Consider the following 21,532-nt stretch of genomic DNA (forward strand, 5'->3'; position numbering starts at 1 on the left):
AGAATCCATCGTATACAACTGTTAGTTATACCCCCTCAACTTTCGATGACTTTAAAGGCCAAACTATTACTTATACTGATGTTTCTGTTTGGCCACCTGGCTCAAGGACAAAAAAAGGTAGTAGACAGCTTGCAAAAAAGACTTGAAAACTACCCCAGGAAAGATACTATCCGGGTAGATATTTTAAACGATTTGGCTTATGCCTGCTATAATAACAACGATGCAAAAAAAGTAAAGATTTATACTGTTGAAGCTGCTTCCCTGGCCCGGCAACTCAATTACCCCAAAGGCGAGGCTTTTGCTTACAGGAGATTGAGCACGGTATACATGGACGATAATGCCAACCCTTTGGCGCTTGAGTATCTTAATAAAGCCTATAAAATTTTTAAACACTTAAATGATACCCTTAACTGCGCGCGCACATTAACCAATTTAGGTGTTTACTACCACACCATTAAAGATTATAAGCTATCATTAATTTATTTTTCATCTGCGCTTGAACAGGCAAAAAAAATTGAACGCCATAAAATGGTGATACTGTTATTGTGCAATACCGGGGATATTTATGAAAAAAACGGGTTAATTAATAAGGCGTATATCAATTATAGCGAGGCGCTGGCCTTAACAATAAAAACAAATGACGCCGGTTATTTGAGCCTTTGCTATGCCAATTTAGCATCTATACATTTAAAAAAGAAGAATTATAAAACAGCGCTAAACTATTGCAATAAGGTTATTACGATGCTAACAAAGGATAGCAGCGGTACCGATTTAAGCGATGCATCTGCTGCTTGTGTTGTAAAAGCAAAGGTGTTTTATATTCAAAAGCGCTTTGATTTGTCGCGCCAGCTGCTAAACCGGGCCAACGTATTAAGCGAGCTAACCCGCAATTCGACAGACAGGCTGGCAATTTACCATGACTTTTTTTTACTTGATTCGGCCCAGCACAACTACGAGGCGGCCTTCAAAAGTAATTACCGGTTCCATAAGTTGAATGACAGCCTGGTTAATATTAATAAAAATCAGATAGCCGCGTTATACAATGTAAGGTTTGATTCGCAACTACGCGATGAAGAAAATAAGCGCCTGCGGATATCTGAAGAAAGAAACCGGGCGATCATCAGCCAGCAACATACCGTTGAGGGTGCGCTGTTTATTGGACTGGCTTTCATTTGCCTGGGTTTTATCTACTTTCAGCGTATAAATGAACAGGTGAAGGCCAAAAACAAAATCATTGCCGAACAGAACCTGGTATTGGGAAACAGTAACATGGTTAAGGACAAGCTTTTCTCGGTGATATCTCATGATCTGCGCAGCCCCGTTACCCAGCTGATCTCTATTTTTAACATGTGGGAGAACGGCAATTTAAATAAAGAAGAACTATCAACGATTACCCCGGTGATAAAGGCAGATATCATTAACACACTGGAGTTGCTTGATAATTTACTCATCTGGTCGAAAAAACAACTGCAGGGTTTCCATTTCAGCCCCGAACTGTTTGATGTATATCAACTGACCAATGAAACCATTGCAGACTTAAAAAACAATATTTTACAGAAAAAATTAACGGTAGAAAATAACATAACACCAGGAACTAAAGTATATGCAGACAGCGCTATGATTAAAATAGTGTTGCGAAATTTAATGACGAACGCCATCAAATTCACCCCCCAACTGGGCACAATCAGCGTGAGTTGTTATCCTGAAAAAGACAAACTCATCATCTGTGTAAAAGATACCGGCGTAGGTATAAAAAAGGCCGACCTGCACAAAATATTTTCATTGATAATGCACACTACCGCGGGTACAGATAATGAAAAAGGCACAGGCATAGGTTTGAGGATTTGCCAGGAATTTACAGAGATGAATAAAGGTAAAATATGGGTAGAAAGTGAACCCAATGCCGGCTCAGTCTTTTGCTTCAGCCTGCCGCTGGGGTAAACTCGCAAGTGATTCCCGGTTCAGACTTCCGAAGTTTTTGAACCTTCGAAAGTCTTTTGCTCTTACACCGCCCTCTTCAACGTAAAGGCAAACCTGCTGCCTGCACCTATCTCGCTATCAACCATAATATGGCCGCTTTGGGCTTCAATAAAATCTTTGGCAATGGCAAGGCCAAGGCCTGTGCCGGTTTGGTCGGCGGTGGCGTTGGGCACTTTAAAGTAGCGCTCAAATAACCGCGACAAGTATTGCTCTTCTATCCCTTTGCCATGATCTTTTACCGAAAATTCAATCTCGTCGTTCTTATGCTTTTTAACAGTTAGCTCCACAACTGATTTTTCGTGGCTGTATTTTATGGCGTTTGATAACAGGTTGATAAGTACCCAGGTAGTTTTATCAAGGTCGGCATGTACCTCGGGCAGGGTATCGTCGCATTTTACTTTAATGTTTACGTGTTTTTGATCGGCTGTAAATTTGATGGCCTTTACCGCATAATCAACAATGTTACGGGGATGTGTGCTGCCAAAGTTAAGCTGTAGCTTACCGGTTTCTACCTGTGCCATATCCAGCAGTTCGCCGGTTATTTGCAGCAGGCGGCGGGCATCATCATCAATATTTTCCAGCAGTTGCCTTTGCTCGGTGTTTACGTTGCCTATGCGGTCGTCCTCCAGTAATTTCAGGCTCATTTTGATGGACGATATGGGCGTTTTTAACTCGTGCGATATGGTGGCGATGAAATTGGTTTTAGCTTCATCCAGCTGCTGGTACTCGGTAATATTTTTAAGGATAATTACCTTACCTATCACTTTACTTTTACTGCTCACGGATAATGAATCGCGGCTGTAAAAGCTTTCGCGATTATCTGCAAAAATCTTTAACCGTGGCTGTTCATTAATTAACAGGTTGCGCAGCAGGTCGTTCTCCAACGCTATGTCTGGCGCGTACCGGCCGGTAAGCTGTTCGGTGGTCATGCCTATCAGGTTACACGCTACTTCGTTGGCAAATATGATAAACTGCTTTTCGTCTAAACCAATAATAGCATCGTGCATGGTATTAATAATAGTCTCTATCCGTTTTTTCTCAAACAGGATGCTGGCCAGGTTGCTGTTCTCATACTCATCCAGTTTCCGGGTCATATTATTAAAAGCCTGCCCTAATTCGCCAAACTCATCATCGGAGTGAAAGTCTATCTGCTGGTGGTAATTACGGTTTGATACCTCTTTTATCCTTGCTGTTAATTCTTTTAAAGGATCGGCTATATAACCCGGAAAATTTACCGCAAAAGTGAACGCGATAGTAAACAATAAAAAAGCACTCACGGCCACCAGCACATTTGCCCTGCTTGCTGTATCGGTAGCAATGGCATTTTTTCGCGAAATCGCGTCCATATTCAGGTGCATAATACCATAAATAAGGCGGCGGGCATGGCTCCTTAAAGGCAATTGTGCGGCTATATTGTTATTCTGCTGCTTTATCTGCGTGTAAACAAGCGTTAACGAATCTGTTAATTCCTGCTCACCTTTTTCTGTAACATTATGTTGTTGCAGTTTTAGGTTATTATCAATAATTGCAATTTGTTTTGGCGAAAGCGGTTTATCATTTGCATCGATAGCATCCTGCATGTTTTGGGTAAACTGCAGTGTTTTATAGTTGTCCTTAAGGATTGCCCCGGCATCGGCCGACAGGCGGTTAAGGAAGTAAACAGATAGCCCGCAGCAGGTGAGCGCCAGTACAAACAAGAAACCGATGCCTGTACGGAGTTTATTTTTAATAGTCATAGTTATGATAGTATTACAAGGTCTATATCAGTTTTTGACATTTTATTTAACAATTGGGTAAACACCGCCGTTTTCATAATAACCTGGTAAAATTTAAAGCGTGGTTTACCCAGGCAAATAGTTGTAATGTCGTATTTTTCGGCCGTTTCCCAAATGGTTTGGGCTATGCGGTCGCTTTTCACTTTAATTACTTCGCCGCCCAATTGTGTAGCCAGTTTCATATTATTAATGAGGTGGCGCTGCGATGCAAGGTTTATTTTATCGCTGCTTTCTCTTGACGTTTGCACATACAAAACAAAAAATTTAGAGCGGTAATACGATGATAACCTTGCCGTTTTACGAATAATTATTTTGGCCGATTCGTCATTGGTACTAATGCAGGCCAAAAAAAGCTCGGGCCGTAGTTTAATTGTCTTGGGTATCTCAATATCTATCTTCCGTTCTACCTGGTGGGCTACTTCGCGCAGGGCCAGTTCGCGCAGCTGTAAAATTCTATCGGCCTGGAAAAAGTTATTGAGCGCCATCGGCACTTTTTTCTCATCGTATATCTTACCTTCCTTTAAGCGGTCTATCAGTTCGTCTGCGGTAAGGTCGATGTTTACTACCTCGTCTGCCAGTTGCAATACCTTATCGGGGATCCGCTCGTTTATTTTGGCCCCGGTTATGCGTTCCACCTCTTCGTTCAGGCTTTCCATATGCTGGATGTTTACTGCGCTGATCACATTGATACCCGCGTTTAATATCTCCAGCACATCCTGCCAGCGTTTTTCGTTGCTGCTGCCTTCAATATTGGTATGGGCCAGTTCATCAACCAAAACCACCTCGGGGCGCAGACTAATGATGGCTTTCAAATCCATCTCCTCCAGTTCTTTACCCTTGTAAAACAGTTTGCGGCGGGGTATTACCGGCAAACCTTCCAGTTGGGCAACGGTTTCTTTGCGGTTATGCGTTTCTATGTAGCCAATTTTAACGTCGATGCCGTTACGCATCAAAGCCTGGGCTTCCTGCAGCATGCGGAAGGTTTTGCCCACGCCTGCGCTCATGCCTATGTAAACCTTGAATTTCCCGCGCCTTGATTTTTTTATCAGCTCCAGGAAATGCTCAACCGATCGTTCTTTTTCGCTGTCCATAAGCCCAAGCCCCCTCTAAATCTCCCCCTGAAGGGGGAGACTTTAAAAATTTTAATTTATTTGACACTTATTAATACCCGTTATGTTTAAAGCCGCACAAATCCCATTTTGGTTTACAACCAAGGCCCCCCCGCAAGTCAAAAGTCTCCCCCCTTCAGGGGGAGATTTAGAGGGGGCTTAAAAAAGGGAGAGCCCTCGCGGCCCCCCTTTTAAGGTATGAATGTTTCTCAAACTAACATATAATTAAACCAAAATTAACTATACAACCATCCATACATATCTTTATTAAATTAAAAAGCGTACACCGCTGCCAGCACAAATTGCGAGGCTGTTTTAGTCGGGTCGCCCGAGTGATTTTTAAACTCGTTTGCCGATCCGTTATCAACCCTAAACTCGGGTATCAATGCCAGCGGACCAGCCTTAATATTTGCTGTAAAAGTTACAGCCGTTACGTTTTCGCCAGGTGCCGGAGCAGCTGTCGAGCTATAGGTACCGGTTTTTGTTTTAAAGTACTCGCCCCTAAGGCCTAAGGTCACATCTTTTGAAACCGCGTATTGCGGATATAATGCCACCCCGGTAAAACCACCTGTTACACCACTGTTAGCTTTATAGTCAGCGGCGTTTAAGCCTAATTTAAAGGCATCTGTTATTTGGTAGGCTGTGGTCAAATCAAATTCTGTTCCCTGCAAACCACCGGTAATAACATTCAGATAAGTTGTCCATCCTTTTACCGGGATAATCATTAGCTGAGCGCCAAAGTTGTTAACCCTTTTGGTAGATTGGTAAGCGTTCCAGTTATCGTTAAATGCCCCAACCATCAGGCTTATTTTATCGGTAAAAGCATAAGTAGCTTTTACACCAGCGTTTTGGAACGGGCCATTAGTGAACAGATACGATGTGGAATAGTTAAAATTACCAACAGGGCTTATCACCTCATAGCCAATAAAAGTTGCCATATAACCACCGGTAAGGGTTAATTTATCGGTTACATCATACGCTATATATAGATTTTGGATATGATACGAGTCGCCGTTTGGCCCGTTAGGTACGGATTGCGCCTGCCCCCTTGGGCCAAAAGACATTTCGCCTAAAAAGGCAGCTTTACCAACTTTCTTCTTAATCCCCAGGTCTATCATCCCAATCGAAACTGAATTTTGGTCGGTAGCAAAACTGGTAGGGATCTGGCTGCCTTTATCAGCAAAGTCGTATTTATAATAAGTATCAACCGATCCAAAGATCACCAATGGCGCATCGGATGTTGTTTTAACAGTGTCCTGGGCTTTGGTTATCAAAGCGCTTAATAGTAAAAATGCAGGTACTAATATGAAGGTCTTTTTCATTTATGTATAAAAATCATTTGCTTTTTCAGTTCCCCTCTCGAGAGGGGGTGCGTTGGGATTGTGCGGTAGCAGGGGTGTGTTATGCCATTTCGCGGGTTAACCCCCCCCCTCCCCCCTCTCAAGAAGGGAATAGCACTTGGCCCCGCTTTTTTTAACTACTTAAAGAGGGCTATTTCTTTAGCTCGTCCAATGCTACATTCAACTTCAGTACGTTTACTTTTGATGGGCCAAATAAGCCAAATAATGGTTTTTCGGTATGCTCGTCAACCAGTTTGGTTAAAACATCGACAGATAGGCCACGTACTTTGGCAACACGGGCTACCTGTACCTTTGCACCTGCAGGCGAAAGATCAGGATCTAACCCACTACCTGATGCGGTAACCAGTTCGGCAGGGATCTGGGCGCGGGTTACACCTGGATTGTGCTTTAAAAAATCCTGGATGCGGCCTTCTACCTGTTTCAAATAATCGGGGTTTGAAGGGCCTTTGTTTGAACCTCCCGAACCGGCAGCATTATAATCAACCGCAGATGGACGGCTCCAGAAGTATTCGTCCTTGGTAAATTTTTGACCTTCGTTGGCATAACCAACCACGCGGCCTTTGTATGTTACGGTTTCCCCATCGCCATGGCCGGGAGTTAATTTACCCACACCGGCTATAGCTAATGGATAGATACCGGCTGTAATTACTATCAGGATGATAGTTAACTTGATTGATGGCAACAAATATGTTTTCATTTTCTTTTTAGATTTGAGATATGAGACTTGAGATATGAGATTTCCTTATCTCACATCTTTTAAATTGGATCTGAGTGCTTTGATATGAGATTTTCGACATTCTTTTTTTGTCTCAAATCTCATATCTCACATCTCAAATCTCTTCTATATAAATACGCCTACGGCAAGGTCAATTAATTTAATACCGATAAATGGTATCAGTATACCACCAAGGCCATATATTAACAAGTTACGGCGCAACAACGCGCTGGCACCTATCGGTTTATATTCCACACCACGTAAGGCCAACGGTATCAGCAACGGGATAATGATGGCGTTAAATATTACTGCCGATAATATGGCCGATTCGGGGCTGTGCAATGCCATGATGTTCAGTGCCCTTAATGATGGTATAGATACCATGAATAAGGCCGGAACAATAGCAAAGTACTTGGCTACGTCGTTAGCTATCGAGAAGGTGGTAAGCGTACCGCGGGTCATCAGCAATTGTTTACCAATTTCCACAATCTCAATCAGCTTGGTTGGGTCGTTATCCAAATCAACCATGTTACCGGCTTCCTTGGCAGCCTGGGTACCGCTGTTCATGGCCACACCAACATCGGCCTGGGCCAATGCAGGGGCATCGTTTGTACCGTCGCCCATCATGGCTACCAGCTTGCCGCCTTGTTGTTCTTTTTTAATGTAGTTCATTTTATCCTCGGGTTTAGCCTCGGCAATAAAATCATCCACACCTGCTTTCTCAGCAATAAATTTGGCAGTTAAAGGGTTATCACCGGTAACCATTACTGTTTTAACGCCCATTTTACGCAGGCGGTCAAAACGTTCGGCAATGCCGGGTTTAATAATGTCCTGTAATTCAATTACACCCATTATCTCTTCGTTTTGCGATACTACCAGCGGTGTACCACCATTTGATGAGATTTTTTTAACGTTATCCTCAACCTCGGTTGGGAACGGGTGACCAGCCTTTAAGGCAATGTTACGGATGGAATCAAAAGCACCTTTACGGATGCGTAAACCATCGGGCGTATCCAAACCGCTTGAACGGGTTTCGGCGGTAAATTTTATAAATACCGAATTGGCGGGGGCAACAACTTTAGGTAAGGTTTTATCCTCGTTGGCAAGTTCCACTATCGATTTACCTTCGGGGGTTTCATCGGCCAGCGAGCTTAATACACATGCGGCTACAAAGCTGGCGTTGCTAACACCTGTGGCAGGATAAAAATTGGTTGCCTTACGGTTACCAATAGTGATGGTACCTGTTTTATCTAATAACAAGGTATCCAAATCACCTGCAGTTTCAACCGCTTTACCGCTTTTGGTTATCACGTTTGCGCGTAACGCCCTATCCATCCCGGCAATACCGATGGCCGATAACAGGCCACCGATAGTGGTTGGGATAAGACAAACAAATAGTGAAATGAATGCGGCAATTGTTATCGGGGTATTTGAATAATCGCCAAATGGTTTCAGGGTAACGCACACAATAACAAATATGAGCGTAAAGCCTGCAAGCAGGATAGTTAAAGCAATCTCGTTTGGTGTTTTCTGGCGCGATGCACCTTCAACCAGCGCAATCATCTTATCCAAAAAGCTTTCGCCGGGCTGGGTGGTTACCATAACCTTTATCTTATCAGATAATACTTTGGTACCACCGGTTACTGATGATTTATCGCCGCCCGATTCGCGGATAACCGGGGCAGATTCGCCAGTGATGGCCGATTCGTCAATGGTAGCAATACCTTCAATGATCTCGCCATCGGTAGGGATGTTATCGCCTGTTTCGCAGATAAACACATCGCCTTTTTTTAACTGGCTCGACATTACCATGGTTTCTTTACCATTAACCAGTAAGCGGGCAGGAGTTTCCTCGCGGGTTTTGCGCAAGCTTTCGGCCTGGGCTTTACCACGTGCTTCGGCAATAGCTTCGGCAAAGTTGGCAAACAGTACAGTTAACAACAGTACCAAAAACACGGTGAAGTTATAGGCAAAACTGCCCTGTCCTTTATTTGCAAAGGAAAATATAGTTACAATAAGCATTACTGCCGTTCCTATTTCAACGGTAAACATAACCGGGTTACGGAACAGTATGCGTGGGTTTAGTTTGATGAACGACTGTTTAAAAGCCTCCTTCATCTGATCGCCCTGGAATAATGTATTTGAGGTTTTCATTTTCTTTTTAATTTTTTAAGCGATTAATGCTTTTCAGTTCCCCTCTCGAGAGGGGGCGCGATGGACTGTGCGACAGCAGGGGTGTGTTCTGCGCCATTCAACGCGGGTTAAACACACCCCTCCCCCCTCTCAAGAGGGGAATCGCACCGCCCTCCGCTTCCTTTTTTTATCTAAGTGAAAAATGTTCAGCAATTGGACCTAAAGCCAGTGCAGGAAAAAATGAAAGGGCAGCGATAATTACAATCACCGCGAAGATCATTAACCCAAAGGTTGAGGTATCGCTTTTAAGTGTTCCGGCAGATTCAGGAATGAATTTTTTATTGGCCAGTAAACCTGCAATGGCCAGCGGACCAATAATTGGCAAAAACCTACCCAAAACCATTACTAAACCGGTACTAAAGTTCCAGAAGATGTTACCATCGCCCAAACCTTCAAAGCCCGAACCGTTGTTTGCGGCCGATGAAGTATACTCATACAGCATTTCAGAAAAACCGTGGTTGCCGGGGTTATTTAACCATGTTGATGGTTTTACTGCCCAATCGGCACCAGGCATGTGTACCACCACGTATGATGATACGGCTAAGCCTACCAATATGATGAATGGGTGTAATAAAGCAATCAGTGAAGCTATCTTCATTTCCCGGGCTTCAATTTTGCGGCCCAGGAACTCAGGTGTACGCCCAACCATCAGGCCCGATATAAATACCGCGATGATGATAAAGATGTAAAAATTAAGGAAACCAACACCCACACCGCCATAAAAGCAATTAACCATCATACCCAGCAATTGCATACAACCTGATAAAGGCATGGTACTATCATGCATGGAGTTTACCGAACCTGTTGAAGTAACAGTAGTCATTATGCTCCAGTATGCGGAATTGGCCGGTCCAAACCTTACTTCCTTGCCCTCCATAGCACCGGTAGGCTGGCTAACACCCATGTGGGCTATAGCCGGGTTACCGTTTAGTTCGGCATTAATGGTTGGTATCATCAGCATGAGCATTCCCAGCGTCATCACCCCGAAAATTACGTAAGCAAATTTCTTTTTATTAAGGTAAAAGCCCAGGGCAAATACCAGCGCTATAGGAATAATAAGCTGTGCAACCAACTCAACTGTGTTGGTTAAGTAGTTAGGGTTTTCAATAGGGTGGGCAGAGTTTGCACCAAACCAGCCACCGCCGTTTGTACCTAAGTGCTTAATAGCAACTAAGGCAGCAACCGGTCCGCGGGATACGTGAACGGTATCGCCCTGCATACTAATAAAAGTATCTTTACCTGCGTAGCTGGTAGTCATGCCATTAAAAGCGAAGATGACAGCTATTACAAATGATATAGGCAATAATATACGGGTAATGGTTTTTACAAAGTAATCCCAAAAGTTGCCCAGTTTATCGGTCACTTTATCTTTCAGGGCCCTGAACAATACAATCAGCGCGGCAATACCTGTAGCTGCCGATACAAAGTGCAGGAACATAAACACAAAGTGCTGTGTAAAGTAAGTGGCGCCGCTTTCGCCCGAGTAGTGCTGTAAGTTACAGTTTACCAAAAAGCTGATGGCCGTATTAAAAGCCGTATCAGGCGACTGGCCCGGATTTGCATCCGGGTTAAGTGGCAGATGGCCTTGTGCCATTAAACAAACAAATGCATAAATAAGCCATACACTATTGATAGTAAGCAGGGCAAATAAATGCTGTTTCCAGTTCATTTCCTTTTTGGCATCAATGCCGCTGAAACGAAAAATGAACCTTTCGAGCGGGGCTAAAAAGTCGAGCCAGGTTTTTTCGCCCTTAAAAATGCGGGCGATGTAACGGCCCAGGGGGATGGCTATTGCCAGCGTGAGCAGGTAGGTAAAAATTACACCTGAAATTTCAGTGTTCATGGGTTTAATAGTTTAAAATTTTTCGGGTTTAAGCAGTACATACACCATGTATACAAACACAGCCACTGCTACAATGAATAATGCGATCATGATGATTAAATGTTTTCGAAGTAATTAACTGATTTGAAGAAGATCCAGAATATGGCTATGAAGGTGGCCACATAAATAACAATCTGTAAAATATCCATATTATTAGTTTTTGCAGGAGGGTTTACCAAGTAGGTGCCAATTATTGGCACAGGAAATCAAATAATTGAATCACAGGCAATTATCATTAAGCAGTTATAAAAAACGAGTTTAATTAATGAAAATAGCCTATCATTTTGATAGTTGATTATCAATGTGGGAGAGGGAAATAAAAAGTTATGTCATTGCGAGCGCAGCGCGGCAACCTCGTAGCCATACCCAGGACGGATATACATAGCAACGAGATTGCTTCGTACCTCGCAATGACATATTGCACTATACCGTTCACCCGTGCAAACCACTCCACTTCCCCTCCACTCAAAAAATATTTTCAAAAAATATTGCGCAATCAATCAATTGCATTTATATTTGCAATCAATCAGTTGCAAATTATATGAGACGCGATATTTATCAAGCCATTGCCGACCCAACCCGACGGGCCATTTTAACCCTCCTGGTAACAGGTGCCATGACACCCAATGCCATTGCCGAACACTTTGACAGCAGCAGGCAGGCGGTATCAAAACACATACAAATATTAACCGAATGCGGCGCGTTAAAACAAGAACAACAGGGCCGCGAAATTTACTACCATTTAGAACTGAACAAGATGAAAGAAGTAGACCAATGGATAGAAGCCTTCCGCAACATGTGGACAGACCGTTTTAACCAATTAGATAATTTATTAGATACACTTTAAAAACAAACACCATGATCTCCTTTGAAAAAGATTTAGCAAAAAAACAACTGCACGTTGTGCGTGAATTTAAAGCGCCTATAGCAAAAGTATGGAGCGCCTGGACCCAGGCCGAACTGTTGGACAAATGGTGGGGACCACGACCTTGGAACGCCGTAACCAAAATAATGGAATTTAAACCAGGTGGCCAATGGCTGTATTCGATGGTGGGCCCCGCCGGCGAAGTACATTGGAGCAATGTACAGTTTATCACCGTGGGTACCAACACCTTTGAAGCCACTTCCTTTTTCAGCGACGAAAATGGCGTACAGGCTCCGGGCTTCTCGCCATCCACATGGCACGTGGCCATGAAACAGGAGGGCGAAAAAACAATTGTTAATGTAACCCTCACCTTCCAATCCGAAGCAGACCTGGAAAAACTGGTAGCCATGGGCTTCCAGGGCGGCTTTACCATCGGCCTTAACCAACTGGAAGAATTGTTGGGATAGTTGGTTGATTGGGTTGATTAGGTTGGATTGAGTTGATTAAGTTAAGCCCCACCCTATTATTTAAAACGGCCCGTTCCTGGCTTTTTAGCTGCCAGGAACGGGCCGTTGTTATGTCGATCTTTTTTGTCTGAACCCTGATTTTTAGGATTAAAGGATAGCCAGGATTTTATTTTTCGCTCTTTTGTCTTACTACTTACTACTTGATACTTACTACTAAACTACTTGTTAAAATCAAGCGAAGCGGTAAACCCAATGGCATAGGCCACAACGTCGGCATGTGATACGTGGCCGTCATCGTCTTTATTATATTCCGTCCAGCTGTTTGATGATGACGGGTAGCTTTGCTGCGCAAGGTTACCACAATCTGTGGCATTGGTTATGGATAAGCCGCCACCCGCAATAGATACACCATCGCCCAGCGTTGCGGTTTGGTTGCCGTATTCATGTTCAGATTCGGGTGTACTAACCAAATATGGCGTAATGGTAAGCGAAGGGTGGTTGCTCTTTATACCAATTGCATAAGCCGTAAGCGCAACATCCGATGCCGCTCTTTCGTAATCGTGGTTGGTGGCCGTCCAGGTATCATCACTTGACGGGTAGCTGCCCAAAATGTATTTATTAACATTTCCGGGTGTAAAAGATTGAATACCGCCGCCCGAAAGTAAATAACCGCCATCTACACTACTTGCAGCGGTATCGCCACCTACACCCGGATTGATGCCCTGTGCCGTTTTTAGCTGAACCTGCAACAGGTTATCTGCGCTGCCGGCTACATAACTGGGATCGTATATGGCCATAGCAAAAGCAGTTATATAGTCATCGGACGATGCGGCATCCGCAATATCATGCGATCCGGCAGTCCACCCGTTGATATGACCATGGCTATCCGTTTGGGGATAAGAGTTTACCAGGAAGCTGCTTTTGTTTTTTTCTATCATAGCCCCTCCCCCAATAATCCGGAAGTGGGCATCGTTAGCTACAGCATTCACATCAACCACAGTGTATGGTTGCAAGGCTGCTTCGGCTGCAAATATGGTGGGGTTTTTAATGCTTTGCACCAATATTACCAGGTTAATATATTGCTTCAATGTGTTTTTTGCCGTATCATTTGCGGCCAGTTGCCATATCTCGATAGCGCTGGTTATACCGTAAGAAGTATCGGCGGTGCAGCTATTAGCCCAATCTACAATTGTTTTAGGGTCTTTCGGGTCAATTTGGGCCGCCAGGCTGCCTTGCCCTCCCGATGTATCAACCGTTTGCTCAAGACTGGAGGAAAAGCTTTCCTGCGATAACTTTTGAGTCGCGCTTGCCGCGGCGCTAATGCTGCCGGCACCTTCATAGGCTGCTGTTACCGCAAGCGACATCTCCTGCTTACTTTTGTAATTGCTTGTTTTTGATGCCGATTTTAGCTGGATAAAGCCCCCCAGGTTTAAACCAAGCACCAGGTGTGTGCCGTAGGTGCCCACAAAAGCTTCAGCTGCTTTAAGTGTGGTAATACTGTCAAGCGCCGCGCATAATTCGGTGGCCAGGCACGCCCTTATGGCGTTGTGGTCGCTTTGCCTTTTAAAAGTTACCGTGCCGCAGCTAATAACGCCGTTAAAACTGCTGCTGAAAGCTGTTGAAGCCTGGTAGGTTTCAGAACTGTAGCTGGCCTTTACCGAACCACTGTAAAACCCATAACTCCCCTCAATACCCACCGAAGCGGCAAACTCCGTATCAGAGGATTGGGTAGACTGAAATTCTTTAAAAGTAGACGAAAAGGTTTGCTTAACCGTTTGGGTATTTACATCATTATCGGTTAACGGTGTTTTCAAATAATTACTCAGCTGGCTCAGTAATAATTCAGGATTTTTGGCAATAATGGGATTAAAAACATTGAATGATTGCAGTACAAAATCCAGGGGTTTTGATTGTTCAATCTGCTCTTCAAGCATTTGTAAATTCTCGGTTGTCATAATTCTTTTGGCTTATTGGTTAAATTTTAACAGTTTGTTATAGAATGGTTTATTTTTTTGATGGTGGTAACAGGGGGAAAGGATTATTTGGAATGATGTAAAACATGGTTATCATTTAATTGATGGATAACCAATAAAATAATTGAACAGAAATCATCTCAGTTACTCCACCATTACCATGTACAATAGTACCCAAAGGCTTTACCTGTAAGCAGGGTAAAAAAGCCCTTTCGGTAGCTTTTTTTCAGGTAAATAACGGTAGGGAATTGTCTTGTGATAACCAGTGGATAAAGCCGGCCGAAGCCGTTGGGTTTAAAGTTTAGTTGAAAGCAGGGGCGATTATAGGTTGATCGCGGTATTGTCTGAACCTTGATTTTTAGGATTGAAGTATAGCGGGGATTTTAGTTATTTGAAGCTGTCTTGATTCTTGACTCTTGCCTCTTGATTCTTTTCCCAGCCCACGCTTTCCGCTTATACTGCTCGGGCCTTAGCCACATTGGCCGGTATCCGCTGCAATCGTTAACGCGGGGAGGTTGTCTGAATCAGAATTAAAGAATTTGAGAATTAGCAGAATGATATTGAATAAATCCTTTGTCGTCACAGTAAAACTGAAACTAAAACAATATTGCACCAGGAGTTAAACACTCGCGGCAGCGAGTAGCAAATGAGTATTTTAACAAAAAAATATCGCAACTGTATCAGTACCATTTATTTGTGCGTAATTATCAATATGAAAACAAAACTTGCCCTTATCAAAATTTTAAGCCTTTTAGTAGCTGTTTTAGCATTTACTTTTTCTGCCTGTGAAAAGGATGCAAGTGGGACTATTAATATTACCGGGAAATGGGCTATCATGCAATTCCAGGGAATTCAACAATATGAATTCAAAAATGGCAACCAGTTTCAATACGATATTATAGCCACAGATTCGGTTACCAAAAAAATAATAGGATACCGCTTTAGAAGCACCGGGAAATATAGCATCAAAAATGATTCGTTAATTATGTTTGACCAGGTAAATTATTCAAACTCCAAAAACAGTTACGGCCCGGTAACCGAACTTATACCCGTTGACGGCTCCAAAACCGTTGCTTACGGCCTGTCAATCAACGGCCAGAAAAATAAACTTTCACTTTATTTCACCTGCCCGTTTAATGCCAGTTGCGTTCCTTCGCCTATGGTTTTTAATAAGCAGTAGGGGATACTGAACGCTATAAAACTTCACTATTTAGCTGAAACCATATTTTACTATGAGTTTAAAACTCGCGGTAGCTGGATAATTTAGGCGTTTTGAGGCTGCCTCTTGATTCTTGCCTCTTAATTCTTTTCCCGGCGTTGCCTGCGGCCCACGCTTTTCGCTCATACTGCACGGGCCTTAGGCGCGAGGCCGGTATCCGCTGCAATCGTTAACGCGGGTAGAAAATGTATTTATGTCAAAGTTGAATAAACAAAGATATTTAATACTAATATTTAATTTTTTTGTATAGTTTAAAACCTTACTAAAATTCTTAGATTAGATTTTTCTAACAACAACCTAAACTAATGGCAGCAATAGATTTACATAGCAAGCCTTTCGACGACGAAACAATTACAAAACTTGAAATTTTTGAAAACTATGCGCAAGAGTGGCTGCCGACTTTTATTATGCAAGGTCGCCCTGAAATTTGCATAATTGATTTTTTCGCTGGAACAGGTTACGATAAGACAGGCGTTCCTGGTAGTCCAATCAGAATACTGGAGAAAATAAAGGAACAAATTGATAATATTTTTCAAAAAAAAGTCCGCATAATTTTATACCTAAATGAATATCAACCTATAAAGAAAGTTCAAGAAAAATTCGAACTTCTGAAAATTTCGTGCAATACATTTTTAGAAAACAATCCGAGCCTCAAGCATTTTGTTTCTATTGAGTATTTTAATGAAGACTTTGAATTGCTGTTCCCCAAGCTTTTACCAGTTATTAAACAAAAGCCATCTTTGGTTTTTTTAGATCAAAACGGGATAAAATTCACATCAGAAAAATACTTTCTCGAACTTGAAAGAACAACCGAAACTGATTTCCTATATTTTATATCCTCATCATATTTTTGGAGGTTTGGAAAGAAAAAGGAGTTTACAATGCATTTAGAGATTGATATGGATGAGGCAAAAAAAGATCCATATAAGTTTATTCATAGAAACGTAATTGCTCAAATCAGAAAAAAACTACCAACCAATACAAAATTAAAACTCTATCCTTTTTCATTGAAAAGAGATCAAAATATTCATGGAATTATTTTCGGCGCATCACATGTAAGAGCCGTTGATAAGTTTTTAGGAGTAGCATGGGCAAAAAACAGCATGAATGGCCAAGCAAATTTTGATATTGATGATGATGCATCAAAAGATCAATTGGATATGTTTGCGGGGAAAATAAAAAAACGGGTAGAAGCTTTTCAAGAATTAGTTAGATCAAAGATTTTAAGCAGAGAAATTTGCAACAATATTCAACTCTATGATTTCACATTGGCGGAAGGCCATATATGCTCTCATTCTGCTGAAATGCTTAGGCTAATGAAAAAAAACAAAGAAATAAGTTATAATAACATATCGCCTCTCGTTAACTATGAGAATGTTCATAAAAATAAACGAATCCTTGAATATGTCATTTTAAATAAAAAATAGAATAATTTCATAATATATACTAACTTAGTTAGCAAGAGTTTGTAACTACGAATTAAAAATCATGGCTCAATCAAATATAGAGTGGACAGAACTCACATGGAATCCAGTAACCGGATGCACGAAGATAAGTCCTGGGTGTAAATTTTGCTACGCAGAAGTAATGTCTAAACGCCTAAAAGCTATGGGCATTGAAAAATACAAAAATGGATTCAGCATCAGAACTCATGCTGATTCATTAAATATTCCTTTTACCTGGAAAAAATCGAAAGTTGTCTTTGTCAATTCTATGAGTGATTTATTTCATCCAGATGTACCTGTTGATTTTATAAAAGCCGTTTTTGCCGTCATGAATAGTACGCCTCAACATATATATCAAGTTCTAACAAAGCGCTCTGAAAGGTTACTTGAATTGTCATCAGAATTAACCTGGACCGAAAATATTTGGATGGGTGTATCTGTGGAGAGTGAAGATTATACTTACCGGATAGATGAACTTTCGAAAACCAAAGCAAAAACAAAATTCTTGTCTATTGAACCTTTAATAGCACCTGTCAATACACTTAACCTTAAAAAAATTAATTGGGTTATAGTAGGTGGTGAATCAGGACATAAAGCCAGGCCAATAAAAAAGGAATGGATTGATTTTATAAAAGCTCAATGCAATAAGAAGGGGGTATCATTCTTTTTCAAGCAATGGGGTAAACCGAAATTTAACGCTAACCCGCAAGATCCCACAATACAATCTGAACATCCACAACACGCAAAAGGTGGATGTGAACTTGATGGAAAAATATATAGAGAAATGCCTAACAAGGCTGCCTAATTAATCCATCACATGAATTTGAAGTCCACTGTTTATGGGGTATACATCATAGAGTCTCTTGATGCAGGAGAATATGAAGACGGTGATAATTTACGGTCTATACTTGACCAGTCAAATCAAAATGTTGTATATAATTGGGCTGACTCAAAAGAACATTTCAAAAAGCTTTTAACGGATTTCCGAAGTTCCAAACTTCGATATCTATACTTGTCGTGCCATGCAAACCTTAGGGGAATTTTTATCAACAATGAATTTATAAGCAATAAAGAATTTCAGGAATTTATTGGGCCAATACCTGACGTAAGGATATTTATGTCTGCGTGTAAAGCGGCAAACAGAGACTTAGCAAATCGGATGATTCAGAATTGCGGTGCTTTATCTTTAATTGGTACTCCTTTGGATCTTGATTTTGATAAAGCAGCTATATTTTGGCCAGGTTTCTTTTATTTGATGAAGGAGTTCGATCAACGAAAAATGTCCAGAACTCAAATTAGCTCTACTTTAAAAAAACTTGTAGATCTTTTTAATGTTCCTATTAATTACTATAGTCGAATCCGAGAAGAACCGCTTTATATTAGGCGTCTTAGAATAAGACAGGGAAAATCGTCAGGAAATGATAAGCTACTTATCAAAATAAAAGACCGCTGAAAGCTGAAACCATGTTATACCACGAGTTAAAAACTCGCGGCAGAAGATATATCTAACAGCTTATATTTTCTACCTTTCATATGAACGACTTTATGTTCCTTATTTTTAGGTCGTGCAAGTCGTTCTCATGCTTTGATATTTGTTTTTTTATAGCATCCTGTTCTTTGGTGTTTTGACAAGAAGATAGTTTTTTATTTAAGTCCGTAATTATTTCCTTATACGCCTTAATCCCCCTTTTCTGCTCAATATACATGTAAAGGATATTTTTACATTTCTTGAAGATGTAGGCTGTTATTATGGTCAAGCAAGGTGCAGAAGCTGCACCGATCTTTCTTAATGTATCAGATGGTAATAGATTAGAACAAGCCACTAAAGCCGTTGCGGCCAAAGTTAAAGTCTTGTTATCAAAAGTGCTTTGTGTTTCCAGGTTAGGTTGTTCGCTCATTTAAAAATGTGCCAACCTCTTCCTATCCGATGGGGTTGGGTGCTGAGATATGGTAATTTTTTTGTCCCCTTTTACAAGAGTGATTTTATCAGAGCTTACTCTTTTTATAAAATTCCTACCAACCCTAAAAGCTACCAATGCGAAACATATTGTTGCTACTACAATGGATAATGTTGTTGTTGCCATATCGTATTCACCCGCCATAATATCAAAGTGGTATGTTTTACTTCAACGTTTGTACGGACAGAAAAGTGTTAAGGTTATATAATTGTGATACAAGTATATATAAAAAATATGGAATGCAAAATAATTTTTAATTTAGTATGGACTAACGGGTATATAGTTATACTACGAGGCAATTCCCGACAATTCTAAGTCCCAAATAGTCCCCTAACGCGCTTGTGCAAAGGACAGAGCCAGAATGACTTGTGATCGTTTTCTTTACGAAATATCTTCCCCTTCCCGTCAGCAGAACAGCTTCGGGCGAAAACGGGCAAAACAATGCGGGGCTGTGCGGCTGCAGGGCATAGGAAGTTTTTGCACGTGTGTGGGGCTAAGCGGGCCGGGGCAAAATAATTCCAGCCCAGGTTTTGCCCATTTTGCAGGGCAAAGGCCCCGAGCGTAAAGAAGCATTTCTGCTGACTTGATTTTTTGGTTACTTTTTTATCAAGAAAAAAGTAACAGCCCCCCGCGGCGAATGAGCGGGCCGATGCTGTAGCCTCTACAATTTAATTTGGTTACCCTAAATAGTCCGGCACACATAGCTACGAGGTTGCCGCGCTGCGCTCGCAATGACATGGCTGTTGTGATGCTCTTACGGTACACAAACATGTCATTACTGTTTTTTACAGCTCTAAGTTTTGCCCGTACGTGGGATTAGGCGGCATTGCAGCAGCCCTAAGTTTCATATCGGAAAAATACGAAAAACGCAAAAATCATGGTTAACACATGTTAACCATGATTTTATTATAAGATATTGATTATAAATGATTTAAGTAAAAATAAATCGAAATTGTGTTAACCTTTGTTAACCATGTTTGCTTACAAGTTCAGCTGAAAGCTGAAACCATGTTTTACCACGAGTTAAAAACTCGCGGCAGCGGCCTCCTAAATAGTTCGCCCGGATAGTTACGACGTTGCCACGCTGCGCTCGCAATGACATAGTTTATATGGAAATTCGAAATCCTAAATCACTCCAACCCATACTCCTTTAACTTCCTATACAAAGTAGCTACCCCAATATTCAACAAATTGGCGGCTTCGGCACGGTTACCATGCGTATGGTTAAGCACCCGTTGAATATGCAGTTTCTCTACCGATGAAAGATCAAATGCCGAAATTGGTGCGCCTGATTTTACCTGTTGCTGCTGAATTTCGTAAGGCAGTAGGCTCTCGTCCAAAATATTGTTATCGGTGAGTATTACGGCGCGTTCAATCACGTTTTTAAACTCGCGGATGTTGCCGGGCCAGTTATAGGCTTCCAGTTTGCTTACAAACTCGTCGCTAAGCTGGTTTACCTGCTTTTTAACTTTCAGGGCAAAGTATTGCATAAAATACTCGCCCAGTAACTTGATGTCTTTTTTACGCTCGCGCAATGGCGGAAGCGTGATCTGGAAAACGGATAAACGGTAAAACAAATCCGACCGGAAATGGCCGTCGTTAATTTCGGTTTGCAGGTTGCGGTTGGTGGCCGCCAGTATGCGTACATTTACCTGGGTAGGTTTGGTATCGCCAATTTTTAAAAACTGCTGTGATTCCAGTACGCGGAGCAGCTTGGCTTGCAGGTCGTGGTCAAGCTCGCCAATTTCATCTAAAAATATGGTGCCGCCCGATGCTTCCTCAAACAATCCTTTTTTATCCTTAACAGCCCCGGTAAATGAGCCGGCCTTATGGCCAAACAGTTCGCTCTCCAATAATTCTTTAGTAAAGGCGCTGCAGTTTACCGCCACAAACGACTTGGTGTTACGGTTACTGGCCTGGTGAATGGCCTCGGCAAAAATTTCTTTCCCGGTACCGGTTTCGCCCAATAGTAAAACAGTGGTATCGGTTAAGGCTACTTTTTGGGCCAGCTTAATAACATCGCTAATGGCGGTGGATCTGCCTATCAGCCTGTCGAACCCAAATTTATCGTTCAGTTTACTTTGCAGTTCCAGTACCTTTTGCTGTAGTAGGGCCTTATCCATCGCCTTACTTACCAGCGGGATTATCTTTTCGTTATCATCGCCCTTGGTAATGTAATCAAAAGCGCCCGCCTTAATGGCCTTTACGCCATCGTTGATGGTGCCATAGGCGGTAAGTACAATAACTTCGGTAGATGGGTATGCTTTTTTAATGGTATCGGTAAGCGTAATACCATCGGTATCGGGCAGCTTAACATCGCTTAAAACAACCTGGATATTCTCCTGCTGTAATTTACGCAGCCCTTCTTTGCCCGTACCTGCGGTAATTACCTCATGGCCTTCCAGTTGCAAAATGCGGGCCATCAGGTTACGAAGGCGTTCCTCATCGTCAATAATTAATAGCTTACCTTTTTGCATCGGGGCAAATATGGTAAATTTTGGTGAATGGTTGATTAGGTTGGATTAAGTTGATTGAGTTGGATTGGGCTTAAACCTCGAGTGTTCGGTGGGGCTTTTTTTTCCAAACCGGC

At 42.0% G+C, this 21,532-nt stretch carries 17 protein-coding genes; 7 read left to right on the plus strand and 10 right to left on the minus strand.

Annotated elements, in window-relative coordinates:
* Positions 1 to 45: 45 nt before the first annotated feature.
* Complete coding sequence (locus AC1RM2_RS10875; protein WP_492985113.1) at positions 46 to 1,941, plus strand: tetratricopeptide repeat-containing sensor histidine kinase; 1,896 nt, start codon at positions 46 to 48, stop codon at positions 1,939 to 1,941.
* A 62-nt stretch (positions 1,942 to 2,003) separates the two neighbouring features.
* On the opposite strand, the gene AC1RM2_RS10880 is transcribed toward AC1RM2_RS10875, so the two are convergent.
* The 7 genes from AC1RM2_RS10880 to kdpF form a co-directional block, all read right to left on the minus strand.
* Positions 2,004 to 3,716: a HAMP domain-containing sensor histidine kinase gene (locus AC1RM2_RS10880; protein WP_492985114.1), complete on the minus strand. Its 1,713-nt coding sequence runs from the start codon at positions 3,714 to 3,716 to the stop codon at positions 2,004 to 2,006.
* Between the two features lie 2 nt (positions 3,717 to 3,718).
* On the minus strand, positions 3,719 to 4,846 hold the full coding sequence (locus tag AC1RM2_RS10885; protein ID WP_492985115.1) for a sensor protein KdpD: 1,128 nt from the start codon (positions 4,844 to 4,846) through the stop codon (positions 3,719 to 3,721).
* Positions 4,847 to 5,136: 290 nt separating this feature from the next.
* The gene (locus AC1RM2_RS10890) at positions 5,137 to 6,186 is read right to left on the minus strand and encodes an outer membrane beta-barrel protein (RefSeq protein ID WP_492985116.1); all 1,050 of its coding nucleotides are present in this window, start codon (positions 6,184 to 6,186) and stop codon (positions 5,137 to 5,139) included.
* 169 nt (positions 6,187 to 6,355) lie between these two features.
* Positions 6,356 to 6,922 (minus strand): K(+)-transporting ATPase subunit C, encoded by a 567-nt coding sequence (locus AC1RM2_RS10895; RefSeq protein ID WP_492985117.1) that lies wholly within the window; start codon positions 6,920 to 6,922, stop codon positions 6,356 to 6,358.
* A gap of 144 nt (positions 6,923 to 7,066) precedes the next feature.
* On the minus strand, positions 7,067 to 9,094 hold the full coding sequence (kdpB, locus tag AC1RM2_RS10900) for a potassium-transporting ATPase subunit KdpB (RefSeq protein ID WP_477383511.1): 2,028 nt from the start codon (positions 9,092 to 9,094) through the stop codon (positions 7,067 to 7,069).
* A 166-nt stretch (positions 9,095 to 9,260) separates the two neighbouring features.
* Complete coding sequence (gene kdpA, locus AC1RM2_RS10905) at positions 9,261 to 10,976, minus strand: potassium-transporting ATPase subunit KdpA (protein ID WP_492985118.1); 1,716 nt, start codon at positions 10,974 to 10,976, stop codon at positions 9,261 to 9,263.
* A 12-nt stretch (positions 10,977 to 10,988) separates the two neighbouring features.
* The gene (kdpF, locus tag AC1RM2_RS10910) at positions 10,989 to 11,066 is read right to left on the minus strand and encodes a K(+)-transporting ATPase subunit F (RefSeq protein WP_090651871.1); all 78 of its coding nucleotides are present in this window, start codon (positions 11,064 to 11,066) and stop codon (positions 10,989 to 10,991) included.
* A 490-nt stretch (positions 11,067 to 11,556) separates the two neighbouring features.
* Here kdpF and AC1RM2_RS10915 point away from each other — a divergent pair, with 490 nt between their 5' ends.
* Positions 11,557 to 11,862 (plus strand): ArsR/SmtB family transcription factor, encoded by a 306-nt coding sequence (locus tag AC1RM2_RS10915; RefSeq protein ID WP_147053289.1) that lies wholly within the window; start codon positions 11,557 to 11,559, stop codon positions 11,860 to 11,862.
* Positions 11,863 to 11,873: 11 nt separating this feature from the next.
* Positions 11,874 to 12,347, plus strand: a complete 474-nt coding sequence (locus tag AC1RM2_RS10920) for an SRPBCC family protein (protein ID WP_492985119.1) — start codon at positions 11,874 to 11,876, stop codon at positions 12,345 to 12,347.
* 218 nt (positions 12,348 to 12,565) lie between these two features.
* Here the strand turns inward: AC1RM2_RS10920 and AC1RM2_RS10925 are convergent, their stop codons facing one another.
* Positions 12,566 to 14,302, minus strand: coding sequence for an MAC/perforin domain-containing protein (locus tag AC1RM2_RS10925; protein ID WP_492985120.1), 1,737 nt, complete (start codon positions 14,300 to 14,302; stop codon positions 12,566 to 12,568).
* Between the two features lie 730 nt (positions 14,303 to 15,032).
* Between AC1RM2_RS10925 and AC1RM2_RS10930 the strand changes: the two genes are divergently transcribed.
* The 4 genes from AC1RM2_RS10930 (at position 15,033) to AC1RM2_RS10945 (ending at position 18,437) form a co-directional block, all read left to right on the plus strand.
* Positions 15,033 to 15,500, plus strand: a complete 468-nt coding sequence (locus AC1RM2_RS10930; RefSeq protein WP_492985121.1) for a hypothetical protein — start codon at positions 15,033 to 15,035, stop codon at positions 15,498 to 15,500.
* 344 nt (positions 15,501 to 15,844) lie between these two features.
* Positions 15,845 to 16,966: a three-Cys-motif partner protein TcmP gene (tcmP, locus tag AC1RM2_RS10935; RefSeq protein WP_492985122.1), complete on the plus strand. Its 1,122-nt coding sequence runs from the start codon at positions 15,845 to 15,847 to the stop codon at positions 16,964 to 16,966.
* A 61-nt stretch (positions 16,967 to 17,027) separates the two neighbouring features.
* Positions 17,028 to 17,789, plus strand: a complete 762-nt coding sequence (locus AC1RM2_RS10940) for a DUF5131 family protein (protein ID WP_492985123.1) — start codon at positions 17,028 to 17,030, stop codon at positions 17,787 to 17,789.
* A 12-nt stretch (positions 17,790 to 17,801) separates the two neighbouring features.
* Positions 17,802 to 18,437 (plus strand): hypothetical protein, encoded by a 636-nt coding sequence (locus AC1RM2_RS10945; protein WP_492985124.1) that lies wholly within the window; start codon positions 17,802 to 17,804, stop codon positions 18,435 to 18,437.
* Positions 18,438 to 18,513: 76 nt separating this feature from the next.
* On the opposite strand, the gene AC1RM2_RS10950 is transcribed toward AC1RM2_RS10945, so the two are convergent.
* Entirely contained in the window at positions 18,514 to 18,882 is a 369-nt protein-coding gene (locus AC1RM2_RS10950; protein WP_492985125.1) for a hypothetical protein, read from the minus strand.
* Positions 18,883 to 20,072: 1,190 nt separating this feature from the next.
* Entirely contained in the window at positions 20,073 to 21,419 is a 1,347-nt protein-coding gene (locus tag AC1RM2_RS10955) for a sigma-54-dependent transcriptional regulator (RefSeq protein WP_492985126.1), read from the minus strand.
* Positions 21,420 to 21,532: the final 113 nt, after the last annotated feature.

It is taken from the genome of Mucilaginibacter sp. GW822-FHT03E02 (assembly GCF_058801545.1).

Coding starts and splice junctions, on each gene's coding strand:
- AC1RM2_RS10920 (WP_492985119.1), top strand. CDS start 11,874: ATGATCTCCTTTGAAAAAGATTTAGCAAAAAAACAACTGCACGTTGTG.
- AC1RM2_RS10885 (WP_492985115.1), bottom strand. CDS start 4,846: ATGGACAGCGAAAAAGAACGATCGGTTGAGCATTTCCTGGAGCTGATA.
- kdpA (WP_492985118.1), bottom strand. CDS start 10,976: ATGAACACTGAAATTTCAGGTGTAATTTTTACCTACCTGCTCACGCTG.
- AC1RM2_RS10915 (WP_147053289.1), top strand. CDS start 11,557: ATGAGACGCGATATTTATCAAGCCATTGCCGACCCAACCCGACGGGCC.
- AC1RM2_RS10925 (WP_492985120.1), bottom strand. CDS start 14,302: ATGACAACCGAGAATTTACAAATGCTTGAAGAGCAGATTGAACAATCA.
- AC1RM2_RS10875 (WP_492985113.1), top strand. CDS start 46: ATGACTTTAAAGGCCAAACTATTACTTATACTGATGTTTCTGTTTGGC.
- kdpB (WP_477383511.1), bottom strand. CDS start 9,094: ATGAAAACCTCAAATACATTATTCCAGGGCGATCAGATGAAGGAGGCT.
- AC1RM2_RS10930 (WP_492985121.1), top strand. CDS start 15,033: ATGAAAACAAAACTTGCCCTTATCAAAATTTTAAGCCTTTTAGTAGCT.
- AC1RM2_RS10895 (WP_492985117.1), bottom strand. CDS start 6,922: ATGAAAACATATTTGTTGCCATCAATCAAGTTAACTATCATCCTGATA.
- AC1RM2_RS10955 (WP_492985126.1), bottom strand. CDS start 21,419: ATGCAAAAAGGTAAGCTATTAATTATTGACGATGAGGAACGCCTTCGT.
- AC1RM2_RS10940 (WP_492985123.1), top strand. CDS start 17,028: ATGGCTCAATCAAATATAGAGTGGACAGAACTCACATGGAATCCAGTA.
- AC1RM2_RS10945 (WP_492985124.1), top strand. CDS start 17,802: ATGAATTTGAAGTCCACTGTTTATGGGGTATACATCATAGAGTCTCTT.
- AC1RM2_RS10880 (WP_492985114.1), bottom strand. CDS start 3,716: ATGACTATTAAAAATAAACTCCGTACAGGCATCGGTTTCTTGTTTGTA.
- AC1RM2_RS10890 (WP_492985116.1), bottom strand. CDS start 6,186: ATGAAAAAGACCTTCATATTAGTACCTGCATTTTTACTATTAAGCGCT.
- tcmP (WP_492985122.1), top strand. CDS start 15,845: ATGGCAGCAATAGATTTACATAGCAAGCCTTTCGACGACGAAACAATT.
- AC1RM2_RS10950 (WP_492985125.1), bottom strand. CDS start 18,882: ATGAGCGAACAACCTAACCTGGAAACACAAAGCACTTTTGATAACAAG.
- kdpF (WP_090651871.1), bottom strand. CDS start 11,066: ATGATCGCATTATTCATTGTAGCAGTGGCTGTGTTTGTATACATGGTG.